The organism is Serratia sp. SCBI (assembly GCF_000747565.1).
GTDB classification, from domain to species: domain Bacteria; phylum Pseudomonadota; class Gammaproteobacteria; order Enterobacterales; family Enterobacteriaceae; genus Serratia; species Serratia ureilytica.
Genome location: NZ_CP003424.1, coordinates 2,491,808 through 2,506,539, shown reverse-complemented (window position 1 = coordinate 2,506,539; position 14,732 = coordinate 2,491,808). Strand labels below are relative to the sequence as shown.

The window sequence follows — 14,732 nt, the reverse complement described above, 5'->3', positions numbered from 1 at the left end:
CCACCGTTTTCCGCTTCGAAAAGATTTTACGCAATCCTTACGCAACCCTTTCAGAAGCGCATTCCGGCATTCGATATATTGAGAATAGTCATTCTCAATAGGATCGTATTGCAATGCAGAGGAAAACGCTTTTGGCGCTGGGGCTTTCGCTGTCGCTGGCCGCCTGCGATGGGCAAAACGCCGGCGCGCCGACGGGCGCAGGCGGTGAACGGGAGGTCGGCGTCGTCACGTTGCGCGGCCAGTCTGTAACCCTGAGCAGCGAGTTGACCGGCCGGGTTAACGCCACCATGACCTCCGACGTGCGGCCGCAGGTCGACGGCATCATCAAGCAGCGGCTGTTTACCGAAGGGGCCGAGGTGAAAGCCGGGCAGGTCTTGTATCAAATTGACCCCGCCAGCTATCAGGCCAGCTACGATCAGGCCGCCGCCCAGCTGAAAAACGCTCAGGCCACGGTGCAATCCACCCGGCTCAAATCGCAGCGCTATGCGGCGCTGGTGAAAGAGAACGGCGTTTCCAAACAGGACGCAGACGACGCCAAAGCCGCGTATCTGCAGGCCGTGGCGTCGGTGGCGCAGTATCAGGCGGCGCTGGAAACGGCGCGCATCAACCTCGCCTATACCCAGGTGCGGGCGCCGATCGCCGGCCGCATCGGCATCTCGTCGGTGACGCCGGGCGCGCTGGTCACCGCCGGCCAGACTGATGCGTTGGCCACCATCCGCGCGTTGGATCCGATCTATGTCGATCTGACCCAGTCCAGCGCCCAGTTGCTTAAACTGCGCCGTCAGCAGGCCGCTTTGCAGCGCGGTGCGGTCACGCCGGTCGCCATCAAGCTGGAGGACGGCACGCCTTATGCCCACGCCGGCAAGCTGGAGTTGACCGAGGTGGCGGTGGATGAGGCCACCGGTTCGGTCACGCTGCGCGCGGTGTTCCCCAACCCCGAACATGAGCTGTTGCCCGGCATGTATGTCCACGCCACGGTGGATAACGGCGTCGATCCCAAAGCCATCCTGGCGCCGCAGCAGGGCATCACCCGCAACGCCAAAGGGGAAGCCACCGCGTTGGTGGTAAACGCGCAAAACAAAGTGGCGCAACGCACCGTCAGCGCCGAACGGGTGGTGGGCAGCAACTGGCTGATCGACAGCGGGCTGAACGACGGCGATCGCCTGATCGTCGAAGGCACCAGCAAGGTGACGATCGGCGCCGCGGTGAAGCCGGTAGACGTCTCGGTCGACAAAACCCAACGCGGGGAGCAGTGATATGGCGCAGTTCTTTATCCGGCGTCCGGTATTCGCCTGGGTGATCGCCATCATCATCATGCTGTGCGGTCTGATGTCGATCAATTCATTGCCCGTCTCGCAGTACCCGGACGTCTCACCGCCGCAGATCGCCATCTCCGCCACCTACCCGGGCGCGGACGCGGAAACGCTGGAAAACAGCGTCACCCAGGTGATTGAGCAGCAGCTCACCGGCCTGGACGGCCTGCTGTATTTCTCGTCGACCAGCAGCGCCAGCGGCTCGGTCAGCATCAACGTCACCTTTGAGCAGGGCACCGATCCGGATATCGCTCAGGTGCAGGTGCAAAACAAGGTGCAGCAGGCGGAAAGTCGTCTGCCGAGCGCCGTTACCGCGCAGGGCGTGACGGTCAAAAAATCCCAGAGCAGCTTTCTGCTGATCGTCGGGCTGTATGACGAAAGCGACAAGGCGACGATGGCCGATATCTCCGACTATCTGGTCAGCAACCTGCAGGATCCGCTGTCGCGCATCGAGGGCGTCGGGGACGTACAGGTGTTCGGCTCGGAATACGCGATGCGCATCTGGCTGGATCCGACCAAACTGGCGAGCTTTTCGCTGATGCCTTCCGACGTGCAGACGGCGATCGAGGCGCAAAACACCCAGGTGTCCGCCGGCAAGATAGGCGATCTGCCGGCCGCCGCCGACCAGCAGCTGACCGCCACGGTGAAGGCTCAGTCGCGGCTGCAAACGCCGGAACAGTTCCGCAATATCATCCTGAAAAGCGACAGCAGCGGGGCGCTGGTGCGGCTGGGCGACGTGGCGCGGGTTGAGCTGGGCAACGAAGACTACTCCGCCAGCGCGCACCTCAACGGCCACCCGGCGGCGGGGATCGCGGTCAAGCTGGCGGCGGGCGCCAACGCCCTGAGCACCGCCAAGCTGGTGAAGGCCAAGGTGGCGGAATACCAAAGCGCCATGCCGCAGGGCTACAAGGTGGCCTACCCGAAAGACAGCACCGACTTCATCAACATCTCGATCGAAGAGGTGGTGAAAACGCTGTTTGAAGCGGTGGTGTTAGTGGTGGTAGTGATGTTCGTGTTTCTGCAAAACCTGCGCACCACGCTGATCCCGACCATTACCGTGCCGGTGGTGTTGCTGGGCACCTTCGGCGTGCTGGCGGCGTTCGGCTATTCGATCAATACCCTGACGCTGTTCGGCATGGTGTTGGCGATCGGGCTATTGGTGGATGACGCCATCGTGGTGGTGGAAAACGTCGAACGGGTGATGCGCGAGGATAAGCTGCCGCCGCGCGAGGCGACGGAGAAATTGATGCGCGAAATCACCGGCGCGCTGGTCGGCATCGCGCTGGTGCTGTCGGCGGTGTTTCTGCCGATGGCGTTCTTCGGCGGCTCCACCGGGGTGATCTACCGCCAGTTTTCGATCACCGTCGTCTCCTCGATGGTGTTGTCGGTGGTGCTGGCGTTGACGCTGGCGCCGGCCTTGTGCGCCACGTTGCTGAAACCCGCGCACGACGCGCAGACTGACACCGGGCTGCTGGGCAAATTCAACCGCGGTTATGACCGGTTGCAGGCGAAGTACGCCGACAAGGTCGGCGCAGTGATCCACCGGCCAACGCGCTATCTGCTGCTGTACGGCCTGCTGTTGATCGCCGCCGCCGTAATGTATCTGCGTTTGCCGACCGGCTTCCTGCCCAACGAGGATCAGGGCTCGGTGATGGTGCAGTACACCTTGCCGGCCGGCGCCACCAACGCGCGCACCTCGGCGGTGAGCGAGGCGGTGACCGCCTATTTTCTCGACCAGGAAAAGGCCAACGTCAGCACCATTTTCACCATCAACGGCTTCGGTTTCAGCGGCAGCGGGCAAAACGCCGGCATGGCGTTCGTCAGCCTCAAAGACTGGAGCCAACGCCGCGGCAGCGAAAACACCGCCGACGCCATCGCCAAACGCGCCATGGCGCACTTCGCCTCGCTGCGCGACGCCCAGGTGTTCTCCATGAGCCCGCCGGCGATCGACGGCTTCGGCCAGTCCGACGGCTTCACCTTCGAGCTGCAGGCCAAGGGGGCGACCACCCGCGCCGAGCTGCAGGCGATGCGCGACCAGATCGTCGCCGCCGCCGGCAACAATCCGGCATTGCTGGCAGTGCGCGCCAACACCTTGCCGGACACCCCGCAGCTGCAGGTGGCGATCGACAACGGCAAACTGCAGGCACTCGGCCTGAGCGCCGCGGACGTCAACAGCACCCTCAGCAGCGCGTTCGGCAGCACCTACATCAACGACTTTATCGACCGCAACCGGGTGAAAAAAGTCTATATGCAGGGCGACGTGCAGTACCGCGCCAAGCCGGAAGACCTCGACCGCTGGTTTGTGCGCGGCACCAATGCATCGGGCGCCAGCAGCATGACGCCGTTCTCCGCCTTTGCGTCTTCGCACTGGATCTACGGCCCGGAGAACCTGTCGCGTTATAACGGGCTGTCGTCGTTCGAGATCACCGGGCAGGGCGCCGCCGGTGTCAGTTCCGGTACGGCAATGAGCGAGATGGAGAAACTGGCGGCGAAATACTCCGCCGGCAGCAGCTATTCCTGGAGCGGGCTGTCCTATCAGGAACGGCTGACCAGCGGCCAGGCGTCGTCGCTGTACGCCATTTCGCTCATCGTGGTGTTCCTGTGCCTGGCGGCGCTGTATGAGAGCTGGTCGATTCCATTCGCGGTCATGTTGGTGGTGCCGATGGGTGTGGTGGGCTCACTGCTGGCGATCACGCTGCGCGGGCTGGAAAACGACATCTACTTCCAGGTGGCGCTGCTCACCATCATCGGGCTGTCGGCGAAGAACGCCATTTTGATCGTCGAGTTCGCCGAGGAGATGCACCAGCGGGGGGAAACGCTGATTGGCGCGGCGGTCCACGCGGCGCGCATGCGCCTGCGGCCGATCCTGATGACCTCGCTGGCGTTCACCGCCGGGGTGCTGCCGCTGGCGGTATCCAGCGGCGCCAACAGCCGAATCGCCATCGGCACCGGCATTATCGGCGGCACGATCACCGCCACCGCCTTGGCGATCTTTTTCGTACCGCTGTTTTATGTGTTGGTGCGCCGCATGTTTACCCGTCGGCCCACCAACTCGCCGTCGCAGGCAGGAGAATAACGTGTTGCAACGAGTCATGATGTTAACTTTACCGCTGCTGCTGAGCGGGTGTCTGTCGCTGGATCCGCACTACCAGCGCCCGGCGGCGCCGGTGCCCGCCAACCTGCCGCAGGGCGAGGCCGCCGGCAAGCAGGCGTTGAGCTACCCGGACGTCGCCTGGCGCGACTATGTGCAGGACGCCAGGCTGCGGCAGGTGGTGGCGATGGGGCTGAACAGCAGCCGCGATCTGCGTGAGGCGATCGCCAATATCGCCTCGGCGCGCGCCCTGTACGGTGAGCAGCGCTCGGCGCTGTTCCCGACGATCAACGCCACCGCCGACGGCAGCCGCGGGCGTTCGCTGACCGGCAACGGCAATGCCACCGCCATCAACCAGAGCTACGAAGCGCAGGGCGGCGTCAGCGCGTTCGAGCTGGATCTGTTCGGCAAGAACGCCAGCCTGTCGCGGGCGGCGTTCGAAACCTATCTGGCCAACTCGGAAGCGGCGAAAAGCACCCGTCTGACGCTGATCGCCGATATCGTCACCGACTGGGTGGCGGTGGCGGCCGGGCGCAGCAATCTGGCGGTGGCGCAGCAGACGATGGAAAGCGCCAAACGTTCGCTGGACGTGACGCGCAACAATCAACAGCACGGCATTTCGTCGCTGGTCGACGTGGCGTCGGCGGAAACCGTTTATCAGCAGGCGCGTTCGGACGCCGCCAGCTACGCCACCCTCGCCGCGCAGGCGAAAAACGCGCTGGATTTGGCGGTGGGGCAAAGCGTGCCGGAAAACCTGCTGCCCGGCGGTATCGATGCGCTCGGCGAAATCATGCGCAATCTGCCGGCCGGGGTGTCTTCGCAGGTGCTGCTGACGCGGCCGGACGTGCTGCAGGCCGAGCATAATCTGAAATCCGCCAATGCCAACATCGGCGCGGCGCGGGCGGCGTTCTTCCCGTCGATCAGCCTGACCGCCAGCGGCGGCGTGGGCAGCGGTGAACTCTCGGCGCTGTTCAGCCACGGCGCCGGCGTCTGGTCGTTCGCCCCGAGCATCAGCCTGCCGATCTTCAGCGGCGGCTATAACACGGCTCAGCTCAACTACACCCAGGCGCAGAAAGACCTGTATGTCGCCACCTATGAGAAAGCGGTGCAGACGGCATTTCAGGAAACCGCCGACGCGCTGGCGCGCAAAGCCACGCTGCAGGAACAGCTGGCGGCGCAAACCGGCTATGTGGCGGCGGCGCAGCAATATTATCGCCTGGCCGAACTGCGTTACCGCCAGGGCGTGGACAGCTACCTGACGCTGCTGGACGCGCAGCGCACGCTGTATACGGCGCAGCAGTCGCTGATCGCCGCACAGCAGACCGCGTACGATAATCAGGCGACCCTGTATAAAGTGTTGGGCGGCGGGGTTGCCGCCGAGCGGCAGGGGGACGGCGTCATCGCCGATAAGGCGGCGCTCAGCCGCTAACCGTCGACCGCGCGCGCCGCGAGTTGGGCGGCGCGCGGTTTACTTATGGAAAGTGTAAAGAAACGGAAAACCCGCGCGGCGGCTCGAACTCGCCGCGGCGGGCAGAGTCAGACAGATAATTGCATTCACCTTTTCTTCATATCGGCTCGAGGTCGTCATGGCAGAAGATATTCAGCAACAGGTCATCGCGCTTATCGCCGCATTCAACGCGCCAGGGCGGCAGAAGAAGGGGGCGGTCATCACCCCGGAAACCGAGATTAACACCGCGCTCAACCTGTCGTTCAGCGACTCCAACACGCTGATGCGCCGCTACTTCGATACCTTCGGCGTCGACAGCAGCAACTACAACCACGAGCTGTATTTCCAGCCGCCGAGCAATACCGGGCGCTGGTTTTCCCCCTCCGCCTGTAAAGAACACACCCGGCCGCTGTGCGTATCGATGCTGGTGCGCTCGGCGCGCGCCAAACGCTGGCTGTACGACATCCATTTTCTTATCGAGCAATTGCGCTAGCGCCAGGTTACGGCTCCAGCAGCTCGGCGAACTTCGCCAGCCACTGCGGATGCGCCGGCCAGGCCGGGGCGGTGACCAGGTTGCCGTCGACGTGCGCCTGATCGATGCCGATCTCCGCATAGTGGCCGCCGCCGAGCCGCACCTCCGGGGCGCAAGCCGGGTAGGCGCTGCAGGTGCGGCCCTTCAACACCCCAGCCGCCGCCAGCAGCTGCGGGCCGTGGCAAACGGCAGCGATCGGTTTTTTGGCGGCGTCGAACGCCTGCACCAGCGCGATCACGTCGGGATTCAGGCGCAGGTATTCGGGCGCCCGACCGCCGGGGATCAACAGCGCGTCATAGTGTTCTTCTTTGGCGGCGGCAAAGTCGGCGTTCAGGGTGAAACGATGACCGGGTTTCTCGCTGTAGGTCTGCGCGCCGTCAAAGTCGTGGATCGCGGTCTGGATGTAGTCGCCGACGGCTTTGTCGGGGCACACGGCATCCACCCAATGGCCAAGCATTTGCAATGCCTGAAACGGCACCATGGTTTCGTAATCTTCGGCGTAGTCGCCGACCAGCATCAGGATTTTTTTCTTGCTCATGATCACAACTCCTGCAGGAGGGGGAATGCCTAAGGTATAGCCCAGCGCCCCTGGGAATGCGAACCGCAAAGCGCCTATCTATACTCGTGATACTGCGGCGCTTTCTCGCCGCTCAACCCAGGGAGGATCCCCGATGCTGAATCTGGCTACCTTGCTTGAAGAAAGTGCGCGCACCTGGCCGGAACGGCCGGCGGTGATACAGGACGATATACCGCTCAGCTATCGGGCGCTGAATGAAATGGCCAACCGGGTGGCGAGTTTACTGGTCGCGCGCGGCGTGCAGCCCGGTGAACGGGTGGCGCTGGCCTGCCCCAATCGGCCGGAGTTTCCGGCTATCTATTACGGCATTCTCAAAAGCGGCGCGGTGGTGGTGCCGCTCAATATTCTGCTTAAGAGCGCAGAGTTCGACTATTACCTGGCGGACTCGGCGGCGGTGGCGTTGTTTTGCTTCGAAGGCAGCAGCGGCCTGCCGTTGGGGGAAGAGGCGCTGCGGGCGGCGGCGAAGGCGGAGCAATGCCGTGAGGTGTTTATCATCGGCGATCGGCTGCCGCTCGAAGGCGAACGTTTCAGCACGGCGATAGCCGAACAGGCCACCGAGTTCGCTTCGGCCGCGACGCTCGAAAGCGACACGGCGGTGGTGCTGTATACCAGCGGCACCACCGGCCGGGCCAAAGGGGCGGAGTTGACCCACGCCAACCTGGTGCTTAACGCGCTGGGATCGGTGCGGCTGTTCGACGGCTCGGAAACGGATCCCGATCGCCATCTGGTGACGTTGCCGCTGTTCCACACGTTTGGTTCGACGGTGCAGATGAATGCCGGATTTTCCGCCGCCGCCACCCTGGTGCTGGTCGAACGCTTCGACGCCGCGCAGGCCATCGCGCTGATGCAGCGGCACGGCATTACCTTTTTTGCCGGCGTGCCGACCATGTATTGGGCGTTGTTGAATGCGCTGGATGAGCATACGGATATCGAGCGCCTGCGCAGCACGCTGCGTATGGCGGTGTCCGGCGGGGCCAGCCTGCCGGTGCAGATCCTGGAGGATTTCTCGCGCCGCTTCGGCGTCAACATTCTCGAAGGGTATGGGCTGTCGGAAACCAGCCCGGTCGCCACCTTTAACCATCCGCACCGCGTGACCAAACCCGGCTCCATCGGCCAACCGATCTGGGGCGTGGAGGTTCGCTTGCTCGACGTCACCGGACAACCGATCGACGGTGTCGATCAGGTGGGAGAGATCGCGGTGCGCGGCTACAACATCATGAAAGGCTATCTGAACCGTCCCGAGGCGACGGCGGAAGTGCTGGAAAACGGCTGGTTCCGCACCGGCGATCTGGCGCGCCGCGATGCCGACGGCTTCTATTTCATCGTCGATCGGGCCAAGGACATGATCATTCGCGGCGGGTTCAACGTCTATCCGCGCGAGATTGAAGAGGCGCTGATTCGCCATCCGGCGGTGTCGTTGGTGGCGGTGATCGGTGTCGAGCATCCTTCGCTGGGTGAAGAGATCAAAGCGGTGGTGGTGTTGAAAGAGACGGAGGAGCCGATCGAGGAAGAGGCGCTGATCGCCTGGAGCCGGGAGAGGCTGGCGGCGTTCAAGTATCCGCGTATCGTCGAGTTTGTCGATCGCTTGCCGATGACCAGTACCGGTAAGGTGTTGAAACGCTGTTTGCGCTGAGGAAAATCCGGCCTGCCGGGGCAGGCCGGGAAACGGGCATTAACCTGGGTAGATGCCGCGCTCTTTACGTGCGGTCAGGATGCGCTCGCAAGCCACGATATAAGCGGCGGTGCGCAGGCTGCACTCTTTCTCTGCGGCCTTGTTCCAGACGTGGACCATCGCGTCGGTCATGATCTTGTCCATACGCTCGTTGATCTCGGACTCGCTCCAGAAGTAACTCGCCATGTCCTGCACCCACTCGAAGTAACTGACCGTTACGCCGCCGGCGTTACAGATAACGTCCGGAACCACGGTGATGTTACGGGAACGCAGAATGTCGTCCGCTTCTGGGAAGGTTGGGCCGTTAGCCCCTTCCAGCACCAGCTTGGCGCTGAGGATTTCGGCGCGCTGACGGGTGATCTGGCCTTCCAGCGCCGCAGGGATCAGGATGTCCATGTCAACCGACCAGAACGCTTCGCTTTCGATCTCGCTGGCGCCTGGGAAACCGGCGATCTGCTTGTGCTTGGCCTGGTATTCGGTCAGCGCGGCCAGATCGATGCCGTTGGCGTTGAACAGGGTTGCAGAGTGGTCCTGGATGGTGACGACGCGAGCGCCGACGCCGACGAACAGGCGAGCCGCTTCGCTGCCCACGTTACCGAAGCCTTGCACCGCCACTTTGGCGCCTTCGATCTGCACGCCCAGACGCTTGGCCACTTCGCTGCCGGTGACGAACACGCCGCGGCCAGTCGCTTTCTCACGGCCCAGGGAGCCGCCGAGGTGGATTGGCTTACCGGTTACCACGCCGGTGATGGTGGTGCCGTGGTTCATGGAGTAGGTATCCATCATCCAGGCCATCACTTTGGCGTTGGTGCCGACGTCCGGCGCAGGAATGTCTTTCTGTGGCCCGATGATGAAGCCGATTTCGCTGGTGTAGCGGCGGGTCAGTCGCTCCAGTTCACCTTCAGACAGTTTGAACGGATCGACGCGGATGCCGCCCTTGGCGCCGCCGTACGGCAGGTTGACCGCGGCGCACTTGATGGTCATCCAGGCGGACAGGGCCATCACTTCGTTCAGATCGACGTCAGGGTGGAAGCGGATACCGCCTTTACCCGGCCCGCGCGACAGGTTGTGCTGTACGCGGAAGCCTTCGAAGTGACGGATGGTGCCATCGTCCATCTGCAGCGGGATATCGACAATCAAAGCGCGTTTAGGGTGACGCAGCGTATCAACCCAGCGTGAGAGGTCGCCGAGGTAAGGGGCGACGCGATCGATTTGTTGCAGATATGTAGCCCAAGCGGTGGTGCTGCTGTCTGAAGCGTAGGATAGCTTTTCCATAACCAACCTTTATATTTTAGAGGTATTTATTTCGTTTAACCGTGGATTAGCAAGCGCATAACACTTTGCGCCGCTAAATTTACCACTAATTATGCCGGTTGTTAGCCCCCCGCTCATCGGGCCAGCGGACGGTTTTTCGCCGCCTGCAGGGCGGTAAATGAATAGTTAATTACTTTTGGCCGGGCGTTAGCGGGCACATGCATACTTTATGCATATAAAACGCATAAAAACCCTTTATATCTATTTTTCAGAAGCTTGAATGTGATCAAAAAGTTTCATTTTATTTAACTGCTATGTTGACAATGGCGTTTCCCCTCGGCAGCGTTAAAATCCTGTTAAAACGCCGTCTGCCGCCGCGTTTTGCCTGGGCAGCGAGAAGCATGATTCGGGGCTGTTTTACCGTATTGCGGCAGAAGAGTGGGCTGAAAAGCGTGTTCACCTGAAACGGACGGGTGACCGCGAGCGGCCGGCCACCCGTTCTGGTTTGGCGAATCAGCGTTTCGTTTAAAGAAGACCGCGCCGCGGTGGCGTGGTCATCCGATACGCATTAGGCGCCGGTATGCTGATAGCGTTGTAATTCCACCGGTTCAGCGCCGATACTCGCCAGATATTCTTTGACGGACGCCGGCGCGGAAGCTTGCGTAAATTGGTAGATGTTTTCATCCGCATCCAACAGCGTCTCCCATTTTACAATGTTCACCCAGCGAGGCTCATTGTCTACGCTGATGCCCGAGTCACGCGAAATAAACCCGTTTTGGTTCGAGATAAATTCCTCTTCAACGCGTTTGTCCAATACGGCAAACGCTTCAGGGCTGAGTGAGGCCGGCAGTTTAAAACTTGAAATTTCAATAATGTAGCTGTTGGCGGAACAGACCGCCTTGGATTCATAATTCATAATAAAAGTCCTTTAAATTAAATTGCTTATACAACTCAAATTAAGCTGCATCCTTATTGCAGTACTGCAGGTTAAATTTATTCCTGATGTCTGAAATAAATAATTAGGAATAATCTGAATCGGCGCTTTGCTTTATGCAAAACATGATGATTTGTATGAGATTTTTCTTGCATAAGGGAGTTTGCTAATCAACTTACCAACGGCCTGAGGCAATAATTCAATAACGATGGTGCGGTTATTAATGTCATTGGCAAAGGGGCGGTTTTTAAATAAAAAAACGGTATGTGAACGGCGTGGTTAACCTATTTCCTTTTCCACTTTGAAGGGGCGGGCGTTATTTCGCCGGCGACCGGCAATGGCCAATCATGCCCCCCCCGTCGGGATAAAAGGTCACTTGCGGCGCAGCCGGTAGTGAGGGGGAACCAACGCCATCCGCTCGGCAAGCGGCGGCAACTGCGGTATGCTAAGCGGCTGAACAACAAACCAAACCGGGCTATACGGAGACACCCCTGCGTGGCGAATTCTTCTTCTCAACTTGAACTGTTGCGGTCGGTCGCCGACGGCATCGCGGCCCTGTTTTTCCCGAATGCGGAAGTGGTGATCCACGATTTGGCCGCCAACAAGATAGCCTACCTGGCGAACAACCTGTCGAAGCGCAAACCGGGCGACGACGCGGGGCTGGAAGATTTCACGTTTGATGGCGGCGCCAACGTGACCGGCCCCTACGAAAAGCTGAACTGGGACGGCAAAAAGATGCGCTCGGTGAGCATCGCCGCGCGCGACGAGCAGGGTAACCCCAGCTATCTGCTGTGCATCAACCTGAGCACCGCGATGTTCGAGGACGCCCGCAACGCGCTGGATATGTTCCTGTCGGTCACGCGATTGCAGCCGCAGCCGCAACAGCTGTTCAAAGACGACTGGCAAGAGAAGATCAATACCTTCCTGCATGACTGGCTGCGGCGCGAGAACGCTGCGCTTGGCGCGCTGAGCCGCGAACAGAAACGGCGGCTGGTCAGCGATCTCTATCATCAGGGGGCGTTCAAGGCCAAAAGCGCGGCGGACTATATCGCCAACGTGCTGTCGATGGGGCGCGCTACGGTGTACAAGCATCTGCGGGAATTGAAGCAAGAGTAAACGCGGCGGGAAAGGTGGAAGAAAGGGGCGGCGATGGCCGTAAACCTGACTGGCATTTTTTATCCGGTCTCTGTCAGCGCCGTGCAGGAAAAATTGCCGTAAATACCCCGAATTTCTCTGTTACCACAATGAACGGCAATTGGAGGGGCCGAAGGCGCGGCCCCTCCACCCGCGCCTTCGCTTAACACCGTCTGTCCGCTATGCGGATACCCTCGCCGCGTCTGCATTGTCGGGCGGGGGGGGTGCGACAAACGTCCCTGTTAGTCTCGCCTCAACCGGCCTTCCCTGGCCGGTTGCCCCTGACAACACCGTCTTGCTCGGTCGAGGCGCATGAGTTTCATGGTGCATCTCACATTTATCGACCGAAATACGTCACCAATACCTTCAGAAAAACGCTAACTGACAAGCATTACGGCGCTGGCCGCCCCTTTTCGTTACCAGCGGTAGTTCACTGAAGCGATGACGCTGCGGCCGCTGCCGTAGAAGCAGGCGTACTCGCCGCTGCAGGATGAAACGTATTTCTTGTCCGTCAGGTTCTGCACGTTGAGCTGCAGCGCCGCACCGCGCAGCGCCGGCGAGGCCTGGCCGAGATCATATTTCACCATGGCGTCGTACAGCGTGTAGTGCGGCACGTCGTACTGGCCGGTGGCGTCGGCCGGCGCATCGCCGATGTAACGCACGCCGCTGCCGACGGTCAGGCCGTTGAGCGCACCGCTCAGGAAGCTGTAGCTGCCCCAGGCGGACGCCGCGTGGCGCGGAATGCCCGCCGGGCTGTGGCCGATTTCGTCCGCCGAGTTGGAGTCTTTGGTCACCACGTCGGTGTAGGTGTAGGCGGCGATCAGCTTGATCTCCGGCGTCGGCTGAGCGTGCACTTCCGCCTCAATCCCTTTGGATTTCACCTCACCGATCTGCTCGTAGGCGGAGGTGAGACGGTTGTAAGACGCCACATTGCGTTGGGTGATGTCGAACCAGGAAAGGGTCAGCAGGGTGTTGCCGCCCGGGATCTGGTACTTCACGCCCACCTCGGTTTGTTTGCCGGTGGTCGGCTTGAGCGGGTCGGCGCCCGGCGCGCTCGGGTACAGGTTAGGATCGAACGAGGTGCTGTAGCTGACGTACGGCGAAATGCCGTTGTCGAAGGCGTAGAGCAGGCCCGCACGGCCGGTGAACTGGGCATCGTTGTAGGTCTGCTCTTTGCCGCCGCTGGTGCGATCGCGGGTGTTGACCTGCGACCAGTCCTGACGGCCGGACAGCAACAGATTCCAGTTATTCCACGCCAGCTGGTCCTGCAGATACACCCCGACCTGATTCAGCGTCTTCAAGTCGCTGGAAGCCAGCGCCAGCGTGCTGCCATCGATGCTGGGGCGAACCGGGTTGGCCCAGTCGATCGGGTAATCGTTGCCGCGATCGCGATACATCTTCGAATCGATATGGCTGTAGCGGTAATCCAATCCGCCCAGCACCGTGTGCTTCACCTCGCCGGTGTCGAACAGGCCCTTCAGCTGGTTATCCACGCCAAACTCGTTGGTCATCTGCGTTTCATGCTGCGCCATGCGGGTGACGGTGTGGTCGTTGACCTTCGAGTTTACGTTATAAACCAGATATTTATAGTCCTCATCACGGTGGGTGAAACGCAGGTTCTGGGTAAACGACAGCGCATCGCTGAAGTTGTGCTCGAGGCTGTAGCCGATCGACGCCTGCTCGCGCCGCGACTTGTTGAAGCTGGGTTCGCTGATGTTGAAGTCATAGGGCACATAGCCCGCGCTGGTCGGGAACAGCGTGCCGGCGCGCGGCAGGAAGTTGCGCGATCCGGCTTTCGGATCGTTCTGGTAGCTGGTCAGCAGCGTAAAACTGGTGTCTTCGTTCGGCAGCCAGGTGAAGGCCGGGGCGATGGCCACCCGTTGCTGCTTGCTGTCTTTGACAAACTCATGTTCGGTTCTGGCGATACCGTTCAGGCGATAGAACAGGGTGTTGTCGTCGTTGAGTTTGCCGCCGAAGTCGAACGCCGTTTCCGCCAGATGACGGTTACCGGTGCTGAATTTAACTTCGTGAATGCTCTGGGCAGTAGGGCGTTTGCTGGTCATCACCACCACGCCGCCGGGGCTGACCTGGCCGTAAAGCACGCCGGCCGGGCCGTGCACCATTTCCACGCGCTCCAGCAACCAGGGATCGATCTGCCCGGCGCCGCCGTTTTGGCTCGAGAGGCCAAAGTGCAGGCCGTCGAGCAGCTTGGGCGCGTAGCGGAAGCCGCGGCTGATCACTTCGTCATTGCGGTTGGAATTGCCGCGATAGGTGGTGATCACCCCGCTGGTGTAGTTCAAGGCGTCGGCGACCGACGCCGGTTCCTGGTCGTTCATTTGCTCGCGCGTCACCACCGAGATGGACTGCGGGGTTTTGCTCAGCGGGGCGGCGGTTTTGGTGCCGGCGGCGCTCTCTTTGGCGACGATCCCTTTGACGGGCGCGGTCACACTGCTCTGCGCGTCGGCGGTCACCACCATCGTCTCGTCCGCCGCGGCAAAAGCGTTTTGCGCGAAGGGCAGTAGCGCCAGCGTCGCCCCCAGCAACAGCCGGTTGGCGGACATCGCCTCTGCGCTATCGTTTTCTATCCCTTTGTTTCTAATATTCATTATCTCTCCTGCATGCCTACTTTTGTGTGTAATGCCACCCTGATAAACCCCGCAATGCCGATGAATACGCTTTCCCTCGTCGACGCGGAGACGTCGCGTTTGCACGACGGCAAAAATCCGACAAATAGTATTGAAAATGATAATGAGTATCAATACGATTGTCAGGTTTTGT

Annotated in this window: 10 protein-coding genes; 6 read left to right on the top strand and 4 right to left on the bottom strand. The window is 61.0% G+C overall.

Features of this window, described 5'->3' with window-relative positions; genetic code table 11:
* Nucleotides 1–113: 113 nt before the first annotated feature.
* From SERRSCBI_RS11695 to SERRSCBI_RS11680, 4 genes are all read left to right on the top strand, one after another.
* Entirely contained in the window at nucleotides 114–1,256 is a 1,143-nt protein-coding gene (locus SERRSCBI_RS11695) for an efflux RND transporter periplasmic adaptor subunit (protein WP_042784536.1), read from the top strand.
* Nucleotide 1,257: 1 nt separating this feature from the next.
* The gene (locus SERRSCBI_RS11690) at nucleotides 1,258–4,389 is read left to right on the top strand and encodes an efflux RND transporter permease subunit (protein WP_042784535.1); all 3,132 of its coding nucleotides are present in this window, start codon (nucleotides 1,258–1,260) and stop codon (nucleotides 4,387–4,389) included.
* A 1-nt stretch (nucleotide 4,390) separates the two neighbouring features.
* Entirely contained in the window at nucleotides 4,391–5,833 is a 1,443-nt protein-coding gene (locus tag SERRSCBI_RS11685) for an efflux transporter outer membrane subunit (protein ID WP_042784534.1), read from the top strand.
* A 157-nt stretch (nucleotides 5,834–5,990) separates the two neighbouring features.
* Entirely contained in the window at nucleotides 5,991–6,344 is a 354-nt protein-coding gene (locus SERRSCBI_RS11680) for a DUF1493 family protein (protein WP_033643122.1), read from the top strand.
* 7 nt (nucleotides 6,345–6,351) lie between these two features.
* Here the strand turns inward: SERRSCBI_RS11680 and SERRSCBI_RS11675 are convergent, their stop codons facing one another.
* Nucleotides 6,352–6,921 carry a DJ-1/PfpI family protein gene (locus tag SERRSCBI_RS11675; protein ID WP_042784533.1) on the bottom strand — a complete coding sequence of 190 codons (570 nt, stop codon included), beginning with the start codon at nucleotides 6,919–6,921 and terminating at the stop codon, nucleotides 6,352–6,354.
* Nucleotides 6,922–7,054: 133 nt separating this feature from the next.
* On the opposite strand from SERRSCBI_RS11675, the gene SERRSCBI_RS11670 reads away from it, so the two are divergent.
* Nucleotides 7,055–8,593, top strand: coding sequence for a long-chain fatty acid--CoA ligase (locus SERRSCBI_RS11670; RefSeq protein WP_042784532.1), 1,539 nt, complete (start codon nucleotides 7,055–7,057; stop codon nucleotides 8,591–8,593).
* Nucleotides 8,594–8,632: 39 nt separating this feature from the next.
* On the opposite strand, the gene SERRSCBI_RS11665 is transcribed toward SERRSCBI_RS11670, so the two are convergent.
* Together SERRSCBI_RS11665 and SERRSCBI_RS11660 are read right to left on the bottom strand one after the other, a co-directional pair.
* A complete protein-coding gene (locus SERRSCBI_RS11665; protein ID WP_033643119.1) occupies nucleotides 8,633–9,907 on the bottom strand; it encodes a Glu/Leu/Phe/Val dehydrogenase in 1,275 nt (424 codons plus the stop codon).
* A gap of 547 nt (nucleotides 9,908–10,454) precedes the next feature.
* Nucleotides 10,455–10,802 carry an antibiotic biosynthesis monooxygenase gene (locus tag SERRSCBI_RS11660; RefSeq protein ID WP_042784531.1) on the bottom strand — a complete coding sequence of 116 codons (348 nt, stop codon included), beginning with the start codon at nucleotides 10,800–10,802 and terminating at the stop codon, nucleotides 10,455–10,457.
* A gap of 513 nt (nucleotides 10,803–11,315) precedes the next feature.
* On the opposite strand from SERRSCBI_RS11660, the gene SERRSCBI_RS11655 reads away from it, so the two are divergent.
* Nucleotides 11,316–11,936, top strand: coding sequence for a transcriptional regulator (locus tag SERRSCBI_RS11655; protein WP_042784528.1), 621 nt, complete (start codon nucleotides 11,316–11,318; stop codon nucleotides 11,934–11,936).
* Nucleotides 11,937–12,370: 434 nt separating this feature from the next.
* Here the strand turns inward: SERRSCBI_RS11655 and SERRSCBI_RS11650 are convergent, their stop codons facing one another.
* A complete protein-coding gene (locus SERRSCBI_RS11650) occupies nucleotides 12,371–14,560 on the bottom strand; it encodes a TonB-dependent siderophore receptor (RefSeq protein ID WP_042784526.1) in 2,190 nt (729 codons plus the stop codon).
* Between the last annotated feature and the right edge of the window lie 172 nt (nucleotides 14,561–14,732).

What these genes read in the sequence shown, in the direction of transcription:
- SERRSCBI_RS11650 (WP_042784526.1), bottom strand. Translation starts at nt 14,560, where the DNA reads ATGAATATTAGAAACAAAGGGATAGAAAACGATAGCGCAGAGGCGATG.
- SERRSCBI_RS11660 (WP_042784531.1), bottom strand. Translation starts at nt 10,802, where the DNA reads ATGAATTATGAATCCAAGGCGGTCTGTTCCGCCAACAGCTACATTATT.
- SERRSCBI_RS11665 (WP_033643119.1), bottom strand. Translation starts at nt 9,907, where the DNA reads ATGGAAAAGCTATCCTACGCTTCAGACAGCAGCACCACCGCTTGGGCT.
- SERRSCBI_RS11670 (WP_042784532.1), top strand. Translation starts at nt 7,055, where the DNA reads ATGCTGAATCTGGCTACCTTGCTTGAAGAAAGTGCGCGCACCTGGCCG.
- SERRSCBI_RS11695 (WP_042784536.1), top strand. Translation starts at nt 114, where the DNA reads ATGCAGAGGAAAACGCTTTTGGCGCTGGGGCTTTCGCTGTCGCTGGCC.
- SERRSCBI_RS11675 (WP_042784533.1), bottom strand. Translation starts at nt 6,921, where the DNA reads ATGAGCAAGAAAAAAATCCTGATGCTGGTCGGCGACTACGCCGAAGAT.
- SERRSCBI_RS11690 (WP_042784535.1), top strand. Translation starts at nt 1,258, where the DNA reads ATGGCGCAGTTCTTTATCCGGCGTCCGGTATTCGCCTGGGTGATCGCC.
- SERRSCBI_RS11680 (WP_033643122.1), top strand. Translation starts at nt 5,991, where the DNA reads ATGGCAGAAGATATTCAGCAACAGGTCATCGCGCTTATCGCCGCATTC.